At 40.7% G+C, this 18,160-nt stretch carries 13 protein-coding genes; 8 read left to right on the forward strand and 5 right to left on the reverse strand.

Annotated elements, in window-relative coordinates; all coding sequences use genetic code 11:
* Window position 1: 1 nt before the first annotated feature.
* Both BCL90_RS25205 and BCL90_RS25210 read right to left on the reverse strand, forming a co-directional pair.
* A complete protein-coding gene (locus BCL90_RS25205) occupies window positions 2-1,828 on the reverse strand; it encodes a type VI secretion system Vgr family protein (protein WP_121288077.1) in 1,827 nt (608 codons plus the stop codon).
* 597 nt (window positions 1,829-2,425) lie between these two features.
* Window positions 2,426-3,319 (reverse strand): LysR substrate-binding domain-containing protein, encoded by an 894-nt coding sequence (locus tag BCL90_RS25210; RefSeq protein WP_121288078.1) that lies wholly within the window; start codon window positions 3,317-3,319, stop codon window positions 2,426-2,428.
* 108 nt (window positions 3,320-3,427) lie between these two features.
* Here BCL90_RS25210 and BCL90_RS25215 point away from each other — a divergent pair, with 108 nt between their 5' ends.
* Window positions 3,428-3,979, forward strand: coding sequence for a hypothetical protein (locus BCL90_RS25215; RefSeq protein ID WP_121288079.1), 552 nt, complete (start codon window positions 3,428-3,430; stop codon window positions 3,977-3,979).
* Between the two features lie 15 nt (window positions 3,980-3,994).
* Complete coding sequence (locus tag BCL90_RS25220; RefSeq protein WP_121288080.1) at window positions 3,995-4,987, forward strand: NADP-dependent oxidoreductase; 993 nt, start codon at window positions 3,995-3,997, stop codon at window positions 4,985-4,987.
* Between the two features lie 381 nt (window positions 4,988-5,368).
* Here BCL90_RS25220 and BCL90_RS25225 read toward each other — a convergent pair whose 3' ends face one another.
* Window positions 5,369-6,790 (reverse strand): S41 family peptidase, encoded by a 1,422-nt coding sequence (locus BCL90_RS25225; RefSeq protein WP_208647491.1) that lies wholly within the window; start codon window positions 6,788-6,790, stop codon window positions 5,369-5,371.
* Between the two features lie 559 nt (window positions 6,791-7,349).
* Between BCL90_RS25225 and BCL90_RS25230 the strand changes: the two genes are divergently transcribed.
* The 4 genes from BCL90_RS25230 to BCL90_RS25245 all read left to right on the forward strand — a co-directional run bounded on the left by BCL90_RS25230 (window position 7,350) and on the right by BCL90_RS25245 (window position 13,343).
* Window positions 7,350-7,688 carry an NHLP leader peptide family RiPP precursor gene (locus tag BCL90_RS25230; RefSeq protein WP_121288082.1) on the forward strand — a complete coding sequence of 113 codons (339 nt, stop codon included), beginning with the start codon at window positions 7,350-7,352 and terminating at the stop codon, window positions 7,686-7,688.
* Window positions 7,689-7,820: 132 nt separating this feature from the next.
* The gene (locus BCL90_RS25235) at window positions 7,821-11,075 is read left to right on the forward strand and encodes a type 2 lanthipeptide synthetase LanM family protein (RefSeq protein ID WP_121288083.1); all 3,255 of its coding nucleotides are present in this window, start codon (window positions 7,821-7,823) and stop codon (window positions 11,073-11,075) included.
* A complete protein-coding gene (locus BCL90_RS25240) occupies window positions 11,068-12,294 on the forward strand; it encodes a JmjC domain-containing protein (protein ID WP_121288084.1) in 1,227 nt (408 codons plus the stop codon). Before BCL90_RS25235 ends, BCL90_RS25240 begins: the two co-directional genes overlap by 8 nt.
* Window positions 12,294-13,343 (forward strand): hypothetical protein, encoded by a 1,050-nt coding sequence (locus tag BCL90_RS25245; RefSeq protein ID WP_121288085.1) that lies wholly within the window; start codon window positions 12,294-12,296, stop codon window positions 13,341-13,343. The genes BCL90_RS25240 and BCL90_RS25245 overlap by 1 nt, the downstream gene beginning before the upstream one ends.
* A gap of 62 nt (window positions 13,344-13,405) precedes the next feature.
* On the opposite strand, the gene BCL90_RS25250 is transcribed toward BCL90_RS25245, so the two are convergent.
* Both BCL90_RS25250 and BCL90_RS25255 read right to left on the reverse strand, forming a co-directional pair.
* Window positions 13,406-14,446 carry an FAD-binding oxidoreductase gene (locus BCL90_RS25250; protein WP_121288086.1) on the reverse strand — a complete coding sequence of 347 codons (1,041 nt, stop codon included), beginning with the start codon at window positions 14,444-14,446 and terminating at the stop codon, window positions 13,406-13,408.
* A 603-nt stretch (window positions 14,447-15,049) separates the two neighbouring features.
* The gene (locus tag BCL90_RS25255) at window positions 15,050-15,298 is read right to left on the reverse strand and encodes an Arm DNA-binding domain-containing protein (RefSeq protein ID WP_121288087.1); all 249 of its coding nucleotides are present in this window, start codon (window positions 15,296-15,298) and stop codon (window positions 15,050-15,052) included.
* 689 nt (window positions 15,299-15,987) lie between these two features.
* On the opposite strand from BCL90_RS25255, the gene BCL90_RS25260 reads away from it, so the two are divergent.
* Window positions 15,988-16,674 (forward strand): hypothetical protein, encoded by a 687-nt coding sequence (locus BCL90_RS25260; protein ID WP_121288088.1) that lies wholly within the window; start codon window positions 15,988-15,990, stop codon window positions 16,672-16,674.
* 368 nt (window positions 16,675-17,042) lie between these two features.
* Entirely contained in the window at window positions 17,043-18,149 is a 1,107-nt protein-coding gene (locus BCL90_RS25265; protein WP_208529875.1) for a PDDEXK nuclease domain-containing protein, read from the forward strand.
* Window positions 18,150-18,160 lie beyond the last annotated feature (11 nt).

Here is an 18,160-nt window from a genome sequence, read left to right on the forward strand (position 1 = left end):
CCTAGTTGATGTTTACGTTTTTCCCGGCAATTATCGTATCGCCCGTTGATTTTAACTTAATTGTTCCACCTTCTGAACCAGCTTCCACGCTTTTTTCACCTGATAGGCTCAGCTTATCTTTGGCACCTATGCTCACATTTTTTGGATCTAATGAAAAGCCAGATCCATTAAAACTATCTCCTTTTGTTGCGCCCGAACCCATGGATATCAATTCAGAACCCAGAGCGGTTATATTTTTAGCTTTCATCGAAATATTTCCATCTTTATCAAGGCTAATTGCGCTTGCGGCACTTTCACCTTCACCGCAACTAATGGTGATGCTAACTTTACTATGCATGCTGATATTTCCTTCTCCATCCAGCACAATCAAGTTATCATCCTTGTCTTTTATGGTCATGCCTCCTCCATCATCCAGTTGAACGGTGTGTCCGCTTTTTGAGGTTAAGCTTTTACTATTATTGCTTGCACTACCACCGCTGCCACTTTCTCCATGAAAAACTGACCCTAAAACGATAGGTCTTGCAATATTGCCTTCTTCAAAAGTAACGGCTACCTGATCTCCTTTTTCCGGAATGAACACAAAGCCCCTGTTTTTACTTACTTTATCACTGCTACCTGCATCTGGTGTAATTACCCGTAGCCATTCAGTAACATCATTGGTTAAACATTTCCATTTAAATTGCACTTTAATCCGGCCTTGTCCCTGAGGGTCATCATTATCAATTACATCAGCCAGTTGCATATCCGGGCTGGGCTTATCGTAATTTTTCACCAGGATCCGCTCGGTAGTGGAAACTACTCCTTCAAAAGTGTTGTGGTATTTTCCTGTTCCATCCAGGTTGTGGGTGATGCTGGTAATTAAAAACCGGCCCAGGCTTTGGGTAGCAAAAGCAATTTCCTGCCTGATGCTCATGGTAATTTCGGCCAGTGTACCGATCCCCAGTTCGGCATTATCGCCACTGGCGTTTACCTTTAATAACTCGCTGATGTGTGCCTTTTCCTCATTCTCTACATGGCTTTTAATGTCGCCATCGTTATCAACCCTGATCATAGCGGGCTGATTAAATGTTTTACTGTACATCATGTTCGATGCCTGAATGGCATGTGCCAAATCTGGGTTGCCGTCCGTTTGTCCAATACTTTCGCTTTCCAGTATTTTATTCTGTTTGGGATTATAGGCAAAGCGTTTATTCTTAATGGGCGAAACCTCCATGGCATATTGCAGGTTGTGTACATCGCGGCCATAAAATAGGGCAATATCTTTTTGCTGATCGGGCTTGCCGAAATTGAGTTGTTGCCCATCATAATACAGCCATTCGTGGTATTCTCCTGATAAGCGGTTCAGAAATTCCCAGTCGCTTTCCTTGTACTGAATGAGGTAATCAATGCTGGTTTTACGGCTGGCATTGGCTACAATTTTTAAATCGTTGGCGGGGGTATCACTGGTAGCCAGTTTTACGATGTCGTTTAAATCTTTATCCAGGTAGGAACCCAGATCTTCGCCGCGGTCTATTAAAATCGTCGGACTGTAACCACTTACAATTAACACACCGTGATAGCCATGGCTTTGAGCCAGTTCTACCCGGGTAACTAAACCTGAAAAATTTTGAAGCTGTTCCTGTGAATATCCAAAGGATGCGGTTAAGGTTTTACCTACAAAATCACGGCTATCATCAAGGCTGATTAAGCCTGGCGCCCCCATCTGATCGTGGTTAAAGCGCAATTGGAAATAGTGGTGACTGTTAAATTCCTGCTGTAAACTAAATGAAGCGAAATGATTAATCGCCTTATCTCCAATATTAATTTCGGTAATGAGTTTGTTTTCCATGAGCGTTTAATTATTAATTAGATTAACATGTATGCATATAAAGCTATATTTTATACTTGGATCAAGATCATTTAGCCTTTAAATATGCTTAAGGTAGATCCAATACGATGCTTAATGTAAATAAATGTTATTTTAATTTATATCACATCTATTACGTCTTTAAATTAAAAATATTTTAGGTTATTAATAATTAGTAATCAAAAATCAATCCCTTTTGGTTAAATATGTTTCTCGTTATCAATATATAATGGGTAGAATCCACTGTGAGGCTGGCTAAAATGTCCAAAAGAAAGGTTACGGATTCTAAAACATTTGAAATATAATCTCGTAAATATATAATCACAAAAAAACGTATCCTGATTTTATTATTTTATGTATTTTTTTAAATACACTTATTAACTTAATTATGAATGTTTATGTCTACACGAAATTAAATGTTTTATGTCGGGATATTTCGGGTAAAAAGAATTAGGCTAATGAGGTTAACAGAGGAGTCAGCATAACTAATTACTCTATCAAACCTGTAATGTTCTTTCTTAGATTAAGCTGTTTTTATAATGAAAGTCTATCCATGGCATTTGTTGATTTAGCTTTTTATTAATTGTTGACATGATAATCCGTCGCATGATCTTTTAAAATTTCCATTAATAAGCGTGCCGCTTTTTTTCGATAAGAACCCGTCGGCCAGGTTACAGTAGCAAGCCGGTTCATTCCTTCACCGGTTATTTTAATGGCTTTTAAAGAAGGGTAATTAAATATGGATGACCCCATTAGGATCGTTGCCCAGCGGCCACTGTTCACCAACTGTAAAAGTGCATTGATATCATTTACTTCCATTTTGATATCGAGGGACAAATCGTGTTTATCCAATAGCCCATCAAGATAATTGCGGATGCTATAACCACTGGAGGGCAAAAGCAATGGCAGGCTTTCCAGCTGTTTGATGTTGATTTGTTTTCGTAATCCTACCGGATGACTTTGATGCACAATAAGTGCCAGGCATGAAGAAAACAGTGATTCTGTATTATAGCTCCCGGCTTTTTCCTCCTGTGAAAAAGATAACATCAGGTCGAGGCGGCCCTGTTCAAGTTTGCTTAATAAATCCTGCGTAGTGCCAAAACCTATTTGTAAATGAATATTCGGGTAGCTGCTGGAAAAGTCGAGTATCGCTTTGGTTAACAAGTCTGTAAGGCCATAAGTAACCCCGATGGTTAGGGTTCCAATATCAAGGTTCATCAGATCCTTCAGCATACTTTTTCCATCCTCGGCATCCTTTACCGTTTTTATGGCAAAGGGGAGGAAAGTTTTTCCAGCTTCTGTTAGGCGCACCCTTTTTGCAATACGGTCAAATAATGGGATACCAAGTTCGTCTTCGAGTTGTTTAATTTGTTGCGATAAAGTGCTTTGGGTGATGAACAGCCCGTTGGAGGCCTCGGTGAAGTTTTGTAATTCAGCGGCTTTAATAAAGTACTTGAGTTGGCGTAGTTCCATTTTCAAATATAATGAGTTAATCGGTTTTAACGATCAACTTTATTGAAAATAAGTGTTTAGACGATAATGAATTTATCCTGACCTTTGACTTATCAAACTAAAAAAAATATGGAAATTAAACAAACCTCCGAAAACGCACTTTCACATTCTGTTGTAAAAGCAGTTATTAACGCACCAATTGAAATGGTAAATATCGCCGATTGGCTGTTTAACCTTCCGGATGCAGAATATCAAAAATGTTCTACCGCCCACATTGCGGCTGGCTTTACCCGTACGATTGAAGGCGAACCTATGTCTATCAATGTGGAAACCATTGGAAACGCGCTTATCATTCAACACTATGTGGCTACCGAATACCGGGCCGATTATTGCCGCATGTTATCAGTATCTGATTCGATAACTACAAATGGCAGGAGTAAAGTGCAGGTACTTTGGGAGCTGAAAGTGACCAAACTGGATAATAACCGCTGTGAGTACACCAATGAAATTCATGCCACGGCAACGCCTGAGTTCTTTGCGTTTATGAAAGCGCACAATATTACACTTGAGCAAGCTGCCCATGACCGGCAAGTTGCATCTGACGCACATAATCATGAAGAAACCCCTCTTTTTGCCAAAAGCATTGAAAAGAAAGCGCTTACCGGAAATTATGGTATTTAATCAAAACCAATTGTAATGAAAAGTAATTTAATCAGGCTGGCTAAGATGCCGGAGGGAGTACCACAAGCAGATGATTTTAAATTCGATACAGAAGAACTTCTCCCGTTAACAGAAGGTGATATCGAACTCAGACCAATCTTTATTTCAGTTGATCCATATCTTAGGGTGGCTATGGCCGGAGGGCATCCGCCGGCGATTAATGTTGGCGATGTCATCATTTCGCGCGGTATCGCCGGGGTGATCAGTTCGGAGCATAAAGATTTCAAAACGGGTGATATCGTAATGGGCTATATGCAATGGCGGGACCGGATGGTATGCAACGGCAACGATTTTAGCATAATCAGCGAGCAGGGCCTTCCATTAAGCGCCTACCTGAGTGTGCTAGGATCTACAGGCCTGTCGGCCTATTTTGCGTTAAGTGAAATAGGTAAGCCCAAATCGGGGGAAACATTAGTGGTTTCAGGTGCTGCAGGTGCAGTAGGTAGCATCGCGGGGCAGATAGGGAAGCTCTTTGGCTGCAAGGTTATCGGTATTGCAGGAAGTGATGAGAAAACAGATTTTATCGTATCTGGTTTAGGAATGGATGCCGCAATTAACTATAAAACAAATGCCAACATTGGGCAGACATTAGATGATCTGTGCCCGGAAGGAGTTGACATCTATTTTGATAACGTGGGTGGCGCTGTTTCGGATGAAGTGATTAGCTGCATGAACGATTACGGCAGGGTGGTGGTATGTGGTTCCATTGACAGTTATAATAATAAGGAGGCCGTAGGTGGATTAAACTTACTACCCCTGATTGTTTATAAAAAATTATTGATGCAGGGATTTTTAATCGGCGACTATACACAGCGTTTTCCGGAAGGCAGAAAGCAACTGGAACAGTGGATAAACGAAGGTAAGCTTCATTACAGGGAAACCATAATTAAAGGATTTGACAAATTGCCTGAAGCTTTCATCGGCCTTTTCTCAGGAAAGAATGAGGGTAAAATGCTCGTTGAAGTTTAAACTGTAAAAATAAACCCTGTTTTCATAAACAAAAGCCTTCGGTTTTAGATTTGGCAATTCCCTAAAAGCAAAACCCCTGCTAATCTTGCAATTGCAGGCGTTTATAAATTTTGATATTCTTTGGTGTAATCTCGCTGGGATTGGTTCATTCCCGCATTCCCGAACCCGGTCATGAGCTTTTTACAAATCGAACCCAGGCCGGCGCTTCTGTTCTTAATTCCAGAGGGGATAAACAAAAAAAACTCACATTTCTGAAAGGTTTTCTGTGAACTTCTCTGACATTTTCCCGAACCACTGTGTGTCAGATTTAAAACGCATAATTAATTTGGCTGATGAATGAGGTGACAAATATTGAAAGTTCTTTACTTCGAAGGCCATTTTTTATTTAGTTTTTATCTTAAATAAGTTTTTAAATACAAATTCCATGGCTGCATCCCTGTTTTCTAATACGTCCTGAACAGAATTTGATATTTCATAATCAGGAATGGCTCCTCTTTTCTGTATAATTGGGTTTATTGCATATACGCCATGTAAAAGCGGTATTGTAATGGCAGTTTCAGTATGGCCACCCAATATTGATATTTTTTGGACGCCATTACCAGTTCCGGCATATCCGGACGTTTCACGTCCGACCAAAATAGCATTCGTGTACTCTTTGAAAAGTCCTGCGGCTGTACCACCAGCAGAAACCACTCCGCCATTAATCAGCACCACTAACTTTCCGTTAAAATGATATTCTTCTATTGGATCAAATTTCTCCAATTCACGTAAGGCATCGTATTTAGTCACCTTAAAAGTTCCATTCATTTGCCTGGCCAGGCCATAGTCTTCATTTAATCTAAGTTTAACCCCTGTTGTTTTCAAAAAGTATTCATCATTTCCCAGTGTAATTTTTTCTTTAGCTGGAATTATCGGCTTATCAATAAAGTATTGAAGTAAATAAGCGGCATTCCCTGCCTTACCACCACTATTATCTCTTAAATCGATAATTAAGTTTTTAATTTTGTTAGCAGAAATTTCTTTGAAACATTTTTTATAATAATCAGGGAATGTATTTTCAGGTTCATGGAAACTGTCTTTGAAAAATCGATTGATCTTTATAATAGCGTGGTTTCTTTGCTTATTGAGGGTAAAATTAAAAGCATCTGCCGATGGGATCGTTAATGGATAACGTTTTTCTTTCAGTGCTATGTAATTTTGTTCAGAGAGTGGTTCCACTTGTGCGGTTAAAATTTTATTAGACTTATAATCCCGGTAGGAAATATTGTAAGATGATTTTTCTCCAAAGATCTGCGGATATATTTTACCAAATAGGGTAAAGTAGGAAACTCCTAATTTATGTAGTGTAGGAGATTCACTTATACCATCGGAAGAAAAATGTTCCAAAATTTCAGATAAAATCTCATTACTTAAATGATCATCTATTGCTAGGATTTCAGACCCTTCTGGAATTTGCAGATTACTCAGGTTGTTTACTATGAAAATCCGCTCATCTTTAACGTAAATTTGAAAGGGTAGCCATTTTTGATTAGCTATAATATCGCCCAGATGGTTAAAAGCCTTTACACTTGTATGGTCATCATGAATAGTAGCAATCATTTTAAGTACAATTTTGTAAAAATCTGTTGCCAGCAAAGGTTTGGAAGTTTCCAACATTAATTTGTCTACCGTCTCCTCAAATTTCTCTGGTGATTGATTTGTATAAAGTCCCGGATGTGTTTTGATAAGCGCACTTTTAAATTTATTGAGATCTGCCTGCATGTCTTCAGGCTGATAGATTGTGGGGTTTTGTGCAATTCCCATCACAGGTGTAAAGTTATCCCTGATAAACAAAGATATGTCACCGTCCTGGTTCACTGTCATTTCACCTTTGGAAGTATTAAATAACAACTCGATACCAGCCTTATAATACATGAATTGATCTTTGGCATGGGCCTCCAGTGGAAATGCATTCTGTCCATTTGCCTGGGCTATTAATGTCGTATCATTTTTGCTGATGGTTATTCTGAGTGACGATTTTTTGCTACTGTAAATGCCCAGGTAGCTTTCCAGGGGTGGTGTTATGATGGTTTGTGCAGCTAAGCCAAAGGTAAATTTAATAAAGATTGATAAGAGTGTAAGGGTTTTTTTCACGATAAAGGCTTTATGATGGGATAAATATAATATAAAGGCATAGTGTTTAATCACCAAAAGCAATATTCGCCACCGAATTGTGCAGATCCAGCTTAATTGTTTCCAATTGCAATCTTAGTGTTTACTTGTCCTGTTTTATTTTCATCCAGTTTGATGTTAATCAAATAGATTTATTTGGTATTGATCCAATAAATTTTTACTTTCAAGTAAAATTAAAACTTTCGAAATAATGGATTCACTAGACCGTGCTTCAGCAGAAGCGCAAATTATCAAAAAAGCGATGAAAGACAGTACTTTCCGCGCAAGCCTTATCGCAGACCCAAAATCAGCAATTGAACAGACGTTAGGTATTACGTTGCCTGCCAATGTTTCTGTTAACGTTTATGAGGACACTGCAACTTCCTTCAACATGGTATTACCGGCAGCAAGCGGATCAGAGCAAATGGGTTCCGATATCGGTAGCGCAGCAGATTGCAGCGGTTGGTCGTCAGCGGCTGAGTGTGCTGCTGAATGTACTCAGTGCGGCAACAACGATACCACTTGCCAGCCTGGCCCAACTGAAGAATAATTTCTTTTTTCCCGGTTTAAGTAGCACATAGCCTCTCTTTTCAGCGAATTTGATTAATTGTCGCGTTAAAAAAAGTGGAGTAGTACTAGTTTTTGCCATTTTTTATCAGTCCGCGATTACCAGCTATTTTTAATGAACGAACAATTATATCACACAGATACCGCAATCAAGGCTCTGAATTTGTACGAGCGGCTTATCTTACTAAAAAATACAGACGATGCGTTAATGACCGATTCTTTGGAAAAGGACCGCATTGATCGTTGGCAGCAGGTATCCGCCCTGGGTGATGAAGCAAAATTTAAAAAAAGGCTGAGCCAGGATGGTATTGCCGAATGGGAAGCTTATGCTGTATTAAATACCGAAAACCTTGTCTGGCCGGAGTCAGAAGACCCGGCCTGGCTTGTTTTTTTCGATGAGGTAAGCAAATTGGCCAAACAATTGCAGCCTATCGAAATTTTTAGACCGGAGCATGATAAACATGCTTTCTTTCCTATTGCTTTACCTTTTTACCTGTATGCATTGCGGCAGGTGGAGAGATTTTTTGAACATTCTGATGAGATCCCCCTTGATGGTGCTTGTAATTGCCTGAAGAGCCTGCTTACGGGCTGTTTGGCTAATGCTGCAGCACTTGAATTCAATATATTTAAAGCCGGGCGTGAAAGCGGGCTAGGGGCTTTGCTGCGCAAGGCAACGGCAACGGAAAACAATAAATCATTATACAGAAGTTTCATCAGGGAGATATATGTAAACCGATGGGACACTTTTTTTTCTGAATATACGGTGCTTACACGACAGCTGTGCGAAGTTGCCCAAAATTGGATTGCCTCCATGCATCTTTTCATGGAGCGGTACCGGGGTGACCGTCCCGGTTTGGAACAGTTATTTAATAATGGGCAGTCGCTTGGACAGATCAGCAAAATCAGCTTTGGTTTGTCCGACAGGCATAACGGTGGAAAAACGACTGCAATCCTGACATTTGACAACGGCGTTAAAATGGTATATAAACCCAAACCTTTGTCCACTGAGTGTGTGCTTGAGGCCATAGTAAACTGGGTTAACCTTGAAGAAGAGCTTATCGGCCTTAACGTAGCGTCGGTGATCGATAAAGGCGATTACGGCTGGCAGCAGTTCATTGAAAACAATGGTTGCGATACCGAAGAAGACGTAAGGAGGTTTTACATCAGGGCCGGTTACCTGATGGCGATTGTGTACGTAATGGAAGGTTATGACTTTCATTATGAAAACCTTATTGCAGACGGTGCTTTTCCATATCTCATCGATACGGAAACCATTTTTAACCCCTACAAAGAAATGGAGATGGCAGAAACCGGCGTGCTCAACGCGGCCCAAATGGCCAGCGAAAAAGTTTACTATTCGGTATTGCGCACCGGGATGTTGCCGAGCTGGAATATTCGTAAAGAAGGCGCAAAAAAAGACATTAGCGGATTGGGCGGTGAGGAAGGCGCAGGCATTGAAAAGATGCAGCGCTGGGTTGATGTGGGTACAGATGATATCAGGTTGGAACCGGTAGAAAGGCCGGTAAGGAAGATGGGCAACCAGCCTTTTATTAAAGGGGAGGACCCTGGCTCATCGGAAAATTACATAGACGAGATAACGAAGGGCTTTTCCGATATGTACACCTATATCATGCGGAATAAAGAAAGTTTTGGCGAGTTAATACGGCAGTGGGAACACGTAGTGGTACGTTTCGTGCGTAAGCCTACCAGGGTATATTCAGACATGATCGCGAAACTGACAGAACCAGAATTTCTGCGGGATGGTATGGACTGGAGCATAGGATGCGAAAGTATGGCGCGACTATACCTGGCGGCCGACCTGGGTAATTACGGCCAGTGGAACCTGCTAAGATCGGAATATGAATCTTTGATCAGGTCAGATATTCCTTATTTCAGACTCAAAGCAGACAGCCTTGATATACAAGATGGCGAAAACAAGACACTGGTAAAAAACTATTTTACTATGCGGTGTTTTGAACGCATTATAGAAAAAACGAAAGCACTGAACGAAAATGACCTGGCCCTGCAGGAGCGGTATATTCGCTATGCTTTTTATGCCAGGGCTGCAAAAAGCTTCCATGACGATACACGTTCAGCGATCTTAAATAATGGCTCTAAAAAGCGGGATATTGGTGACATACTTGCAATTGCTCCCAGTGATTGTATCTCGGTTGCCAAAATCATAGCGTCTGAACTTGAACAAGAAGCGTTAAGGTCTTCGGATGGCTCCATGGCGTGGATAGCACTTGAATACCTGAAGGAGGCCGATATTTTTCAATTTAAACCCATCTCTTATAATTTATACAGCGGTGCAGCCGGGATAGGTTTCTTCTTTGGTGCATTGTTTAAAGTCACCGGCGAAGAAAAATATCATCTTTTGGCAAAAGCGGCCATGACCCCGATCATGCGTATTGTTGATGAAGAAATGAACGAACTGGTGCGCTACAGTGGCGTAGGTGGCGGCATAGGGCTTGGCTCTCTGATATATGCTTTTGCATCGCTTGCTGTTTTTTTTCAGGATGCAGCGTTCGGCAAAACTGCAACCGTTTATGCACTTAAATGTGCGACACGCATAGACAACGAAGTGCTTGAAGCTGATAAAAAGCTTGATATTATTTTTGGCTCGGCAGGCTTGTTACTTGGGCTGATCAAATTATTCCGTGTAACAGGCGATGCTGAAGTCATGCATAAAATAACGATGACCGCAGATCATTTGTTGAAAAACTGTAGAGACACGGCGCAGGGCGAGGGCTTGGTGCCAACTTATGGCAACAAAGTTATTACGGGCATGTCACATGGCGCATCGGGTGTTGCACTTGCATTATTGAAAGCATTCGATTTAACGAAAGATGAGCGTTACCGGGCGACAGCAATGGCCCATATCGATTTTGAAGAAAAAATGTATGATGCCGATGCTGCAAATTATCCTACTTATCAAAGTACACCTACGGAAAATAAATTTATTACGGCCTGGTGTCATGGTGCACCTGGTATCGGCCTGACGCGGTTAATAGCTTACCAAATAACCCATGACGAAAGTCTGAAACCCCAGATTGAAAAAAATATGCAGGTTACAAGCACATTTTCACTGGAACACCTGGATCATATCTGTTGCGGCAACTTTGGGCGGCTGGATATCGGGTTAGAATATGCCCGGTTTATTAAAGACGAAGCATCGATCGAGCGTATTAAAAGAGAAGCGGCTTATATTGTGAACCGCTTCTATGAAAATGATGGTTTCCGGCTTTTTATAGACGCGCCGATCAAAGTGTTTTCGCCCGGCCTTTTCGTTGGCGCAACAGGCATCGCCTATAGTTTATTAAGAATTGGTTTCCCTGATCAACTTCCAAGCGTTTTGGCCTATGAATAATCAGTGTGATATCAATCAACTTTTTGGAGAAATCTCCTGGCAAGGCTTCATTGAGCAATATTGGCAAAAAAAAAGCTACTATGTACAAGGGCAAAACACTGAATATTTCGCCAGCCTGATATCGCGGCAAGAAATCGATACCCTCATCAAAACGAATGGAGGAAAGACCGATTTCGTTATTTCCCTGATCGGGGGGAAGATTGTCAATCCGGAAAAAGGTGTAGGTCACAAAGCACCAAGTTACTGGACCGCCGAAAATGTGTTTGAAAGCTTTGAAAAAGGAAGCACTATCAGGCTTGGAAACATCGCAAGTCATTGCCTAAGCATACGCAAATTGCAACAGCATTTCGAAGCCAATCTTCAAACGGATATCAACATTAACCTTTACCTTACGCCTCCCGGTTCACGCGCATTTGGCGCGCATTATGACGACCACGATGTGTTTATTGTCCAAATAAGCGGCAGCAAGATCTGGAAATTATTTTCACTGGCCGAAGAGTCGCCTGTCGAGGTACTTCACCGCGGCAGGGCAGGGTGGTTGAAAAAAGACATACCTGGCAGCAAAAAAGTGCGCCCGCTCCCGATACCGGATGAAGAGTGGTCTGTTAAGATGCAGGCCGGTGACCTGCTGTATGTACCCCGTGGGCATGTGCACCAGGTATATTCGGAAGATGAAGAATCGCTGCATCTTACCGTAGCTGTTACCGTAGTTACCTGGTATGAGGTGGTGGTACAGGCGCTGCTCGAAACTTTAAAAGAAAGCAATGCACTACGTGAGGCGCTACCGCCTGACATTAGCAATAGAAATTTTAACACACCGTACTTCAACAACCGGATTGCTGAGGTTAAAGCGGATCTTGAGAAACACCTCACACCAGAGATCATGCGAGATTCAGTTAATGAAATGGCTCGTCGTTTCGTTGTTTCCAGGAATCCCGTGCCTGGCAATACGGTGCCGGTACCTGAGTTCAGCTTAATAACCAGAATACGTATCCGGCCAGACATGGTGTACCGCGTTGAAGAAAATCGGCGCGAGATGGTATTTTATTATTCGGGTAGCTATTTGTTAGTTCAATATGAGTTGTCCGGTGTGCTGGAATATATACTGGCTCAAAAGGAATTTATGATCGCTGACCTGCCGCAAGAGAACAGTGAGCTGGTAAGGATAAATTTTATCCGGAAGTTGTTTGAGGGCGGATTTTTAGAGATAACAAGCTGATGCGCGATGAACGGATGCTGGATGATTATTTGCGGGAACTTGTTACGCAAACACCTCAAGATCTGATAGGGAAAAAATCATTTCAGGGTATATTGGGAACAGCGCATTTGTTGCCAGGCTCTGTAGTGTTAAGTACTTTTGGTTTCGAATGTCCCTTGAGTAGCAAAGAAGCCGAGGCCGATTTCCTGGTGTCATTCCAAAAGAAAAATAATGGACCGTTTCTGTTAAAGTTATCGGCGGAGAAAAATTTCGGACGAAGCGCTGTTTGGAACGATGTTGGCAAGTTAGCCGATTTTTGGGCCGGTAAACAATTGATAGATGATTTCTGGCTTGAGTTTGATATACAAGGGGAAGCACCCCTGGTACCAAGTCTTTTTTTTAGGCCATTATACAATAGTTTAGCCGAACTCGAAATTATTCTTAATTATTCTTTGAGCGCGCTTACCGGCAACGAAAGCACAGCACAACTCAGCTCATTGGTATTGCAATTGGTTGCTTTATTACCCGATCGGGCACGGATATTTCAGATTGGAGCCATGCGTTCACGCCCTGTTCATGGTATCCGCTTATGTATTCACGAAATTTCGCTTGATGCAATTTTAACTTTCCTCAAAAAGATACCATACCCCGGTTCCGTCGAAGAGCTCAAAGAGATATTGATATTTCTTCAGCCGCTAGTGCACAACGTTGCCTTCAGTATTGATTTGAGTGAAGGTGTCGGTGCAAAGATCGGCCTGGAATGTTATGTAAACCCCAATTTTTCGGCAGTTGAGAAACAGTCCGCCTGGACGAAAATGATAGATAAGTTTGCAGAACGCGATTTGATAGATGCTGCAAAGAGTGTTGCTTTGAAAGAATTTGGTGCTTATACTGCCACGGGGCAACTATTTAAGGAACTGCCGGAGGAGCTTGTTCGGGCTATGGCCCTGATGGAACGCCACGCGGTAAGTACCATCTGGCAATACTTACATCATTTAAAAATAACCTATGATCCGGGTCGCCCCCTGCTGGCAAAGGCTTATCTCTCGGTTCAGCATACGTGGTATTAAGTTATTGATTTGCAATCTAATGTGCTTGCTGAAATCACTTTCAGTAGCTTGGCTCATACCTTTTACCGTATAAGGTTTGTGAAAATTCCCTGCGGATCGAGTTGATGTTTTACCTTTTTGAAACCTGATACGACATCGCTACCAAAGTATCCTGTATAATCAAAATCTTCAAATGTAAACTCAGTCTGCACATAGCGGCGGAAATATGGTTTTTCAATAATAAATTCGGCAAAATCAGCTTCGAGCAAACGCAACAGCCCGATATCAAAACCTTTGTCATGCCATGGCTCTCCCCATATCCCGAGCGCCACCAGGCTTTCTTGCCGCGGGTAAATAAGCGGCGGATTAAACTTTTTGAAAGCGATATCATACCTGTATAAGGGCAAATTTACCCACGTACGTTTGTGTACATGGCTGATCGTTTTCAATCCCCGAATGGCTTCTTCTGCATGCTCAGGCGTGGTGAACAGGTTATACCAGGCCAGTTTATTCCAGTGATGATCGTTTGAGGATATTTCACCAGTAATGTTCTGCGGATATTTTTCAATGCCTTTGATTGGCCTTATCTTCAGGCATACTTCATAAATGTAACCCAATTGGCCCATTGAGCCAAAAAGCCATTCAAATACACCATCACCAAAAGCGCTGCGTACAGCCTCTCCACAACCGTTAACCAGTATTACGTGCTCGACTGTTTCCCAAAAACCTCCGTAACGCTGACTTGTAGCGCCAATACCGCCTGCTGACAGATAGCCGCCCACTGTAGAAGCCGGTGCTGTACCATCGTTGTAAACCAATAGCTCATAACCATATTTCCTGAGTGTTAGGTTTACGTTCCATATCGCTGCACCGGCTCCTACCGTAATAGTGCCTGGTTTTTCAAAACGAAAATGCCTGATAGAAGTGGTCAGTAACAGTAACTCGCCATCCTTGGGTAAAGACGAACTGTTCATAGAATGCCCATTGCCGCGAATGCGAAGCGGTCGTTTTTGACGATATGCCTCTGCTATCACCCGGGTAATGTCCTCTAAAGTTTGAGCATTCGTTGTGCCATAATTCACAGAACTTTGATGATGATCGCTGTAATCGGTTAGTTTTTGCATGATAAGGGAAAATTTTAATCAGATGTACGAAAATATTGTCGACTTAAAATATAGAGCGGCTAAGGTTGGCTTTTATTTAGTCGGTCTCATCGAAAAATAATTAAAGGTTATCATAGAAATAAACCTCTGAATGTTCTTTTGACCAGTTCATAAAGTAGTAGCGCGTTTTCTTTGCTTACACCAAATTGAATAATGATGCTTACAATGGTGCCTATATCCTGTACCTATGAACTGAAATTGATCTCCTGTAGAAGATTTAGAAAATTGAGTTGGCGAAAAATGCTTTGAACTGATGATCAGGTCAAAAAGCTCATTCAATTGAGAGGGCAGTAGTTGCATGTTAATTCTTTATTTATACCAATATCGTATTTTTAATTCAAACATATAAACGATGCGTATAGTGTTATGAGTAAGTTGGGCACAAGTTTTTGGGGATACTTCAAATACTAATTTTATTTCATAATGAAAATTTTTGTTATTCTTATTGCATTATCATTTGGTTTGACTGCACGATCTCAGCATAGTCTTAACCATATAATAGCTAATGCAAAACCGATTACCTTACCGTTTTCAACTAGTAACGAATGGCTGAAGAGATGGTATTTAGACATAAAGTGGACAAACCAGAATATATTGACCCCGTCCCGCCAGAAAATTTAATGTTTTGGCATCTTCTTTTGTGCCGATCATGTGACCCGCTTTGGTATTCCAAAATTCCGGTTCACATTTTCTACTGGTGGACATTTCCACAGGTTTTCCGTCAACGGTAATCTTTAGATAAACTGGAACAGCACCTTTAAGATAGTTTTTTGGTTTCTTTAAGTAGAAGAGCAGACTGAAATTAGTTTTCATAATCGACTGATTTAAAGTTAACAAAGTTAGCCTTGCAGTCTAATCGTATTAAGTCGTTCAATTATTTAACTTTATGTAAGTCAATAATTTACGTTGTTCCCAGTGAGTATGCCACTCTGTAAAACTACTCACCGAATCACTCACTTTTTATATGCGATTTCGTGTATATTTTGGTATAACCCGTAAAAGCAAAAAGACCTGCTAATCGTGCGATTGCAGGGGTTTACACATTTTGATAGTCTTTGGTGTGATCCCTATGAGACAAAACTCGAACCATTTATCAGAAGATTTGAAGTTGTTGGCTGGGATAAAGGGTAGAGATGATTACTGTGTATTTCGGTGAAAACGAAATGGGATAACATCTTAAACGCGGAACGGGCGGCCATTTTTGCCGAAATGCCCACAATAGGAAAAAAAATGTCAAGCTAAGATTATTGAAAGGCATTAAGCAAAGTACGTATTCAAAAGCCCCAGGAACCTCACACCAAAATATTTCACGGATGGAGCAAAGTGATAACATAGATGATGAGAAACTAAGTGATGGAGCTTTTGATTAAAACATAGTACTACAGATACCTGATGAAACTCTTTCACTATTTCTTTTTTAGTCATCAAGCGCTGTATCTCGTAAAACTACTGCAATAGATGCTACAGGAGCACGTACAGCAGCCACTGCTAATCGTGGAAAAATGGATGGTATTATTGCGCCAGGGCGACATAGTTCGCACGCTACCAGAAATGAGACAGAGGCAGGTACACTGTTGACAAGGGCAGAAAACGTGCCTATTTGGGCGGGACAATCATTTACAGCAATGCGGATGATTAATCTTGCGGAATGGGTAGGAGGCAGTACAGCCGAAAAAACGGCCTTGGCCTGGGCTATTTTTGCATTTTGGAGGAAGGATTATGACCATACCAGTGAATATGCCTACCATACCCTACATGAGGTAATGGATATAGCCCATAACTTTGGCGTACAATATAATATTCGAAATCGTGGTGCAGGGTTAACAGCTCATAGATTATCATTAGCTGCAACCGGACAAACACCCACGCAGGAAGCGGATAAATTAAAAGATTACATAGATCAACTCAGAGATTATTACAACACCCGACATGGGGTATATACAAATAATATTAAAGGATGGTTTTCTGGTATTTACGACCCTCTAACACCGGATGAAAATCAATTAGATAGCACCGTTAGTGCATTAGTCCGGGCTGATGTTACCACATTTAATACACATATTAACCAAGCTAAGGCAGGAGTAAATGCTGATGTCAATTTAGACCAGGCAGCAGGTCTTGCAAATGATATTAAAAATGGAATTTTACGCCTCAACACCTTACTTACGGCTAAAAATGTACCTGCCTAATTACTAGATTTTCTGGTATCAGTGAGTAGGGTAAATTGTGTTTTACATTACCATTAGCATAAATGCAAAAAGCCCAACAAATGTGAGGCTTTTCGTGATCCCGCTGGGATGTGAACTTGGTTCAATTTTCAGCGTTTAAGGTCTATCTGGAAGGTTTTTAGAAAGCGACTCACCGAATCACTCACCTTTTTGTTTGTATTTTTTAGTTGCAATTGCTGTGATACGAATATAACTAAAATAGGAGAGTTACGCCAATAAAATCGAATAGTATTTTTATTTCAAATCTACTACCTTTGTCTAGATGAAATTGTAATAGGGTGTATATAATGCTGGTTCAATGCTACCACATCAAAACCTTCTCGATTTTAATGCCTGTCGTTTCTGTAGAGCTTCTTGAAACCATGAGCGAACAACGCTATACAAATTTAAAACGCTGCGGCATAACGGAAGTTAATATATTTATAATGGAAACCATACATACGGCATATAGTAGCTTAATAGCAACCATTTCTACTACCTATACCAATGGCAAGGTAGTAGCGTTAAGGGCTGTAAATAACCAGTTGTTAACTACTTATTGGCAAATAGGGCAACACATAGTAGAGTTTGAGCAAGGTGGTAAAGCTAAGGCCACCTACGGCAAGGCCTTATTAGAAAATTTATCAAAAGATCTTAATAAGCTACATGGAAAAGGTTTTAGTCGTAGCAACCTTAATTATATGCGGTTGGTTTATGTGTGCTTTCCAATTTGTGAGGAGCTTCCTCACAAATTGACTTGGACACACCTTTGCGAACTAGTAAAAATAAACGACCCATTAGAACGTAGTTTTTACCAGCAACAAGCCATATTAGAGAACTGGAGTACAACCGAGTTGATTCGTCAAAAAAACAGCTCATTATACCTTCGTTTGGCATCATCAAAAGATAAAGAAGGCATTTTAAAACTAGCACATCAAGGACAAATAGTAGCACAGCCAACTGATATCTTAAAAGACATTTATGTATTTGAATTTCTTAAAATAGCCGAGCCTTACCACTTATCTGAAACTGATTTAGAGCAACGATTAATTACTCATCTGCAAAGTTTTTTATTAGAACTAGGCAAAGGCTTTGCATTTATTGGTAGACAATATCGGATTACACTAGGCAACCGAAACCACTATGTAGACTTGGTTTTTTATCACCGTATATTAAAATGCTTTGTCCTGATAGACTTAAAAAGAGAAGAAGCCAATTACCAGGATGTAGGGCAAATGAATATGTATTTGGGTTATTTTGAAAATGAAGAAAATACAGAAAGTGATAACCCGCCTATAGGAATTGTTTTAGCAAAAGAAAAAGACGAATTGGTAATACAATATGCTATGCATAATGTGTCTTCACAATTATTTGTACAAAAATACCAGTTGTATTTACCCAACAAAGAAGAATTAAGAAAGGTAATCGAAGACCAGTTAAATAGAGAAACTGAATAAAAAAACACTTT

The organism is Pedobacter alluvionis, assembly GCF_003664035.1.
Taxonomy (GTDB): domain Bacteria; phylum Bacteroidota; class Bacteroidia; order Sphingobacteriales; family Sphingobacteriaceae; genus Pedobacter; species Pedobacter alluvionis.

Excerpts from the sequence above, each read along its gene's own strand:
- BCL90_RS25205 (WP_121288077.1), bottom strand. The coding sequence starts at position 1,828 with ATGGAAAACAAACTCATTACCGAAATTAATATTGGAGATAAGGCGATT.
- BCL90_RS25210 (WP_121288078.1), bottom strand. The coding sequence starts at position 3,319 with ATGGAACTACGCCAACTCAAGTACTTTATTAAAGCCGCTGAATTACAA.
- BCL90_RS25215 (WP_121288079.1), top strand. The coding sequence starts at position 3,428 with ATGGAAATTAAACAAACCTCCGAAAACGCACTTTCACATTCTGTTGTA.
- BCL90_RS25220 (WP_121288080.1), top strand. The coding sequence starts at position 3,995 with ATGAAAAGTAATTTAATCAGGCTGGCTAAGATGCCGGAGGGAGTACCA.
- BCL90_RS25225 (WP_208647491.1), bottom strand. The coding sequence starts at position 6,790 with ATGGGAATTGCACAAAACCCCACAATCTATCAGCCTGAAGACATGCAG.
- BCL90_RS25230 (WP_121288082.1), top strand. The coding sequence starts at position 7,350 with ATGGATTCACTAGACCGTGCTTCAGCAGAAGCGCAAATTATCAAAAAA.
- BCL90_RS25235 (WP_121288083.1), top strand. The coding sequence starts at position 7,821 with ATGAACGAACAATTATATCACACAGATACCGCAATCAAGGCTCTGAAT.
- BCL90_RS25240 (WP_121288084.1), top strand. The coding sequence starts at position 11,068 with ATGAATAATCAGTGTGATATCAATCAACTTTTTGGAGAAATCTCCTGG.
- BCL90_RS25245 (WP_121288085.1), top strand. The coding sequence starts at position 12,294 with ATGCGCGATGAACGGATGCTGGATGATTATTTGCGGGAACTTGTTACG.
- BCL90_RS25250 (WP_121288086.1), bottom strand. The coding sequence starts at position 14,446 with ATGCAAAAACTAACCGATTACAGCGATCATCATCAAAGTTCTGTGAAT.
- BCL90_RS25255 (WP_121288087.1), bottom strand. The coding sequence starts at position 15,298 with ATGAAAACTAATTTCAGTCTGCTCTTCTACTTAAAGAAACCAAAAAAC.
- BCL90_RS25260 (WP_121288088.1), top strand. The coding sequence starts at position 15,988 with ATGGATGGTATTATTGCGCCAGGGCGACATAGTTCGCACGCTACCAGA.
- BCL90_RS25265 (WP_208529875.1), top strand. The coding sequence starts at position 17,043 with ATGCCTGTCGTTTCTGTAGAGCTTCTTGAAACCATGAGCGAACAACGC.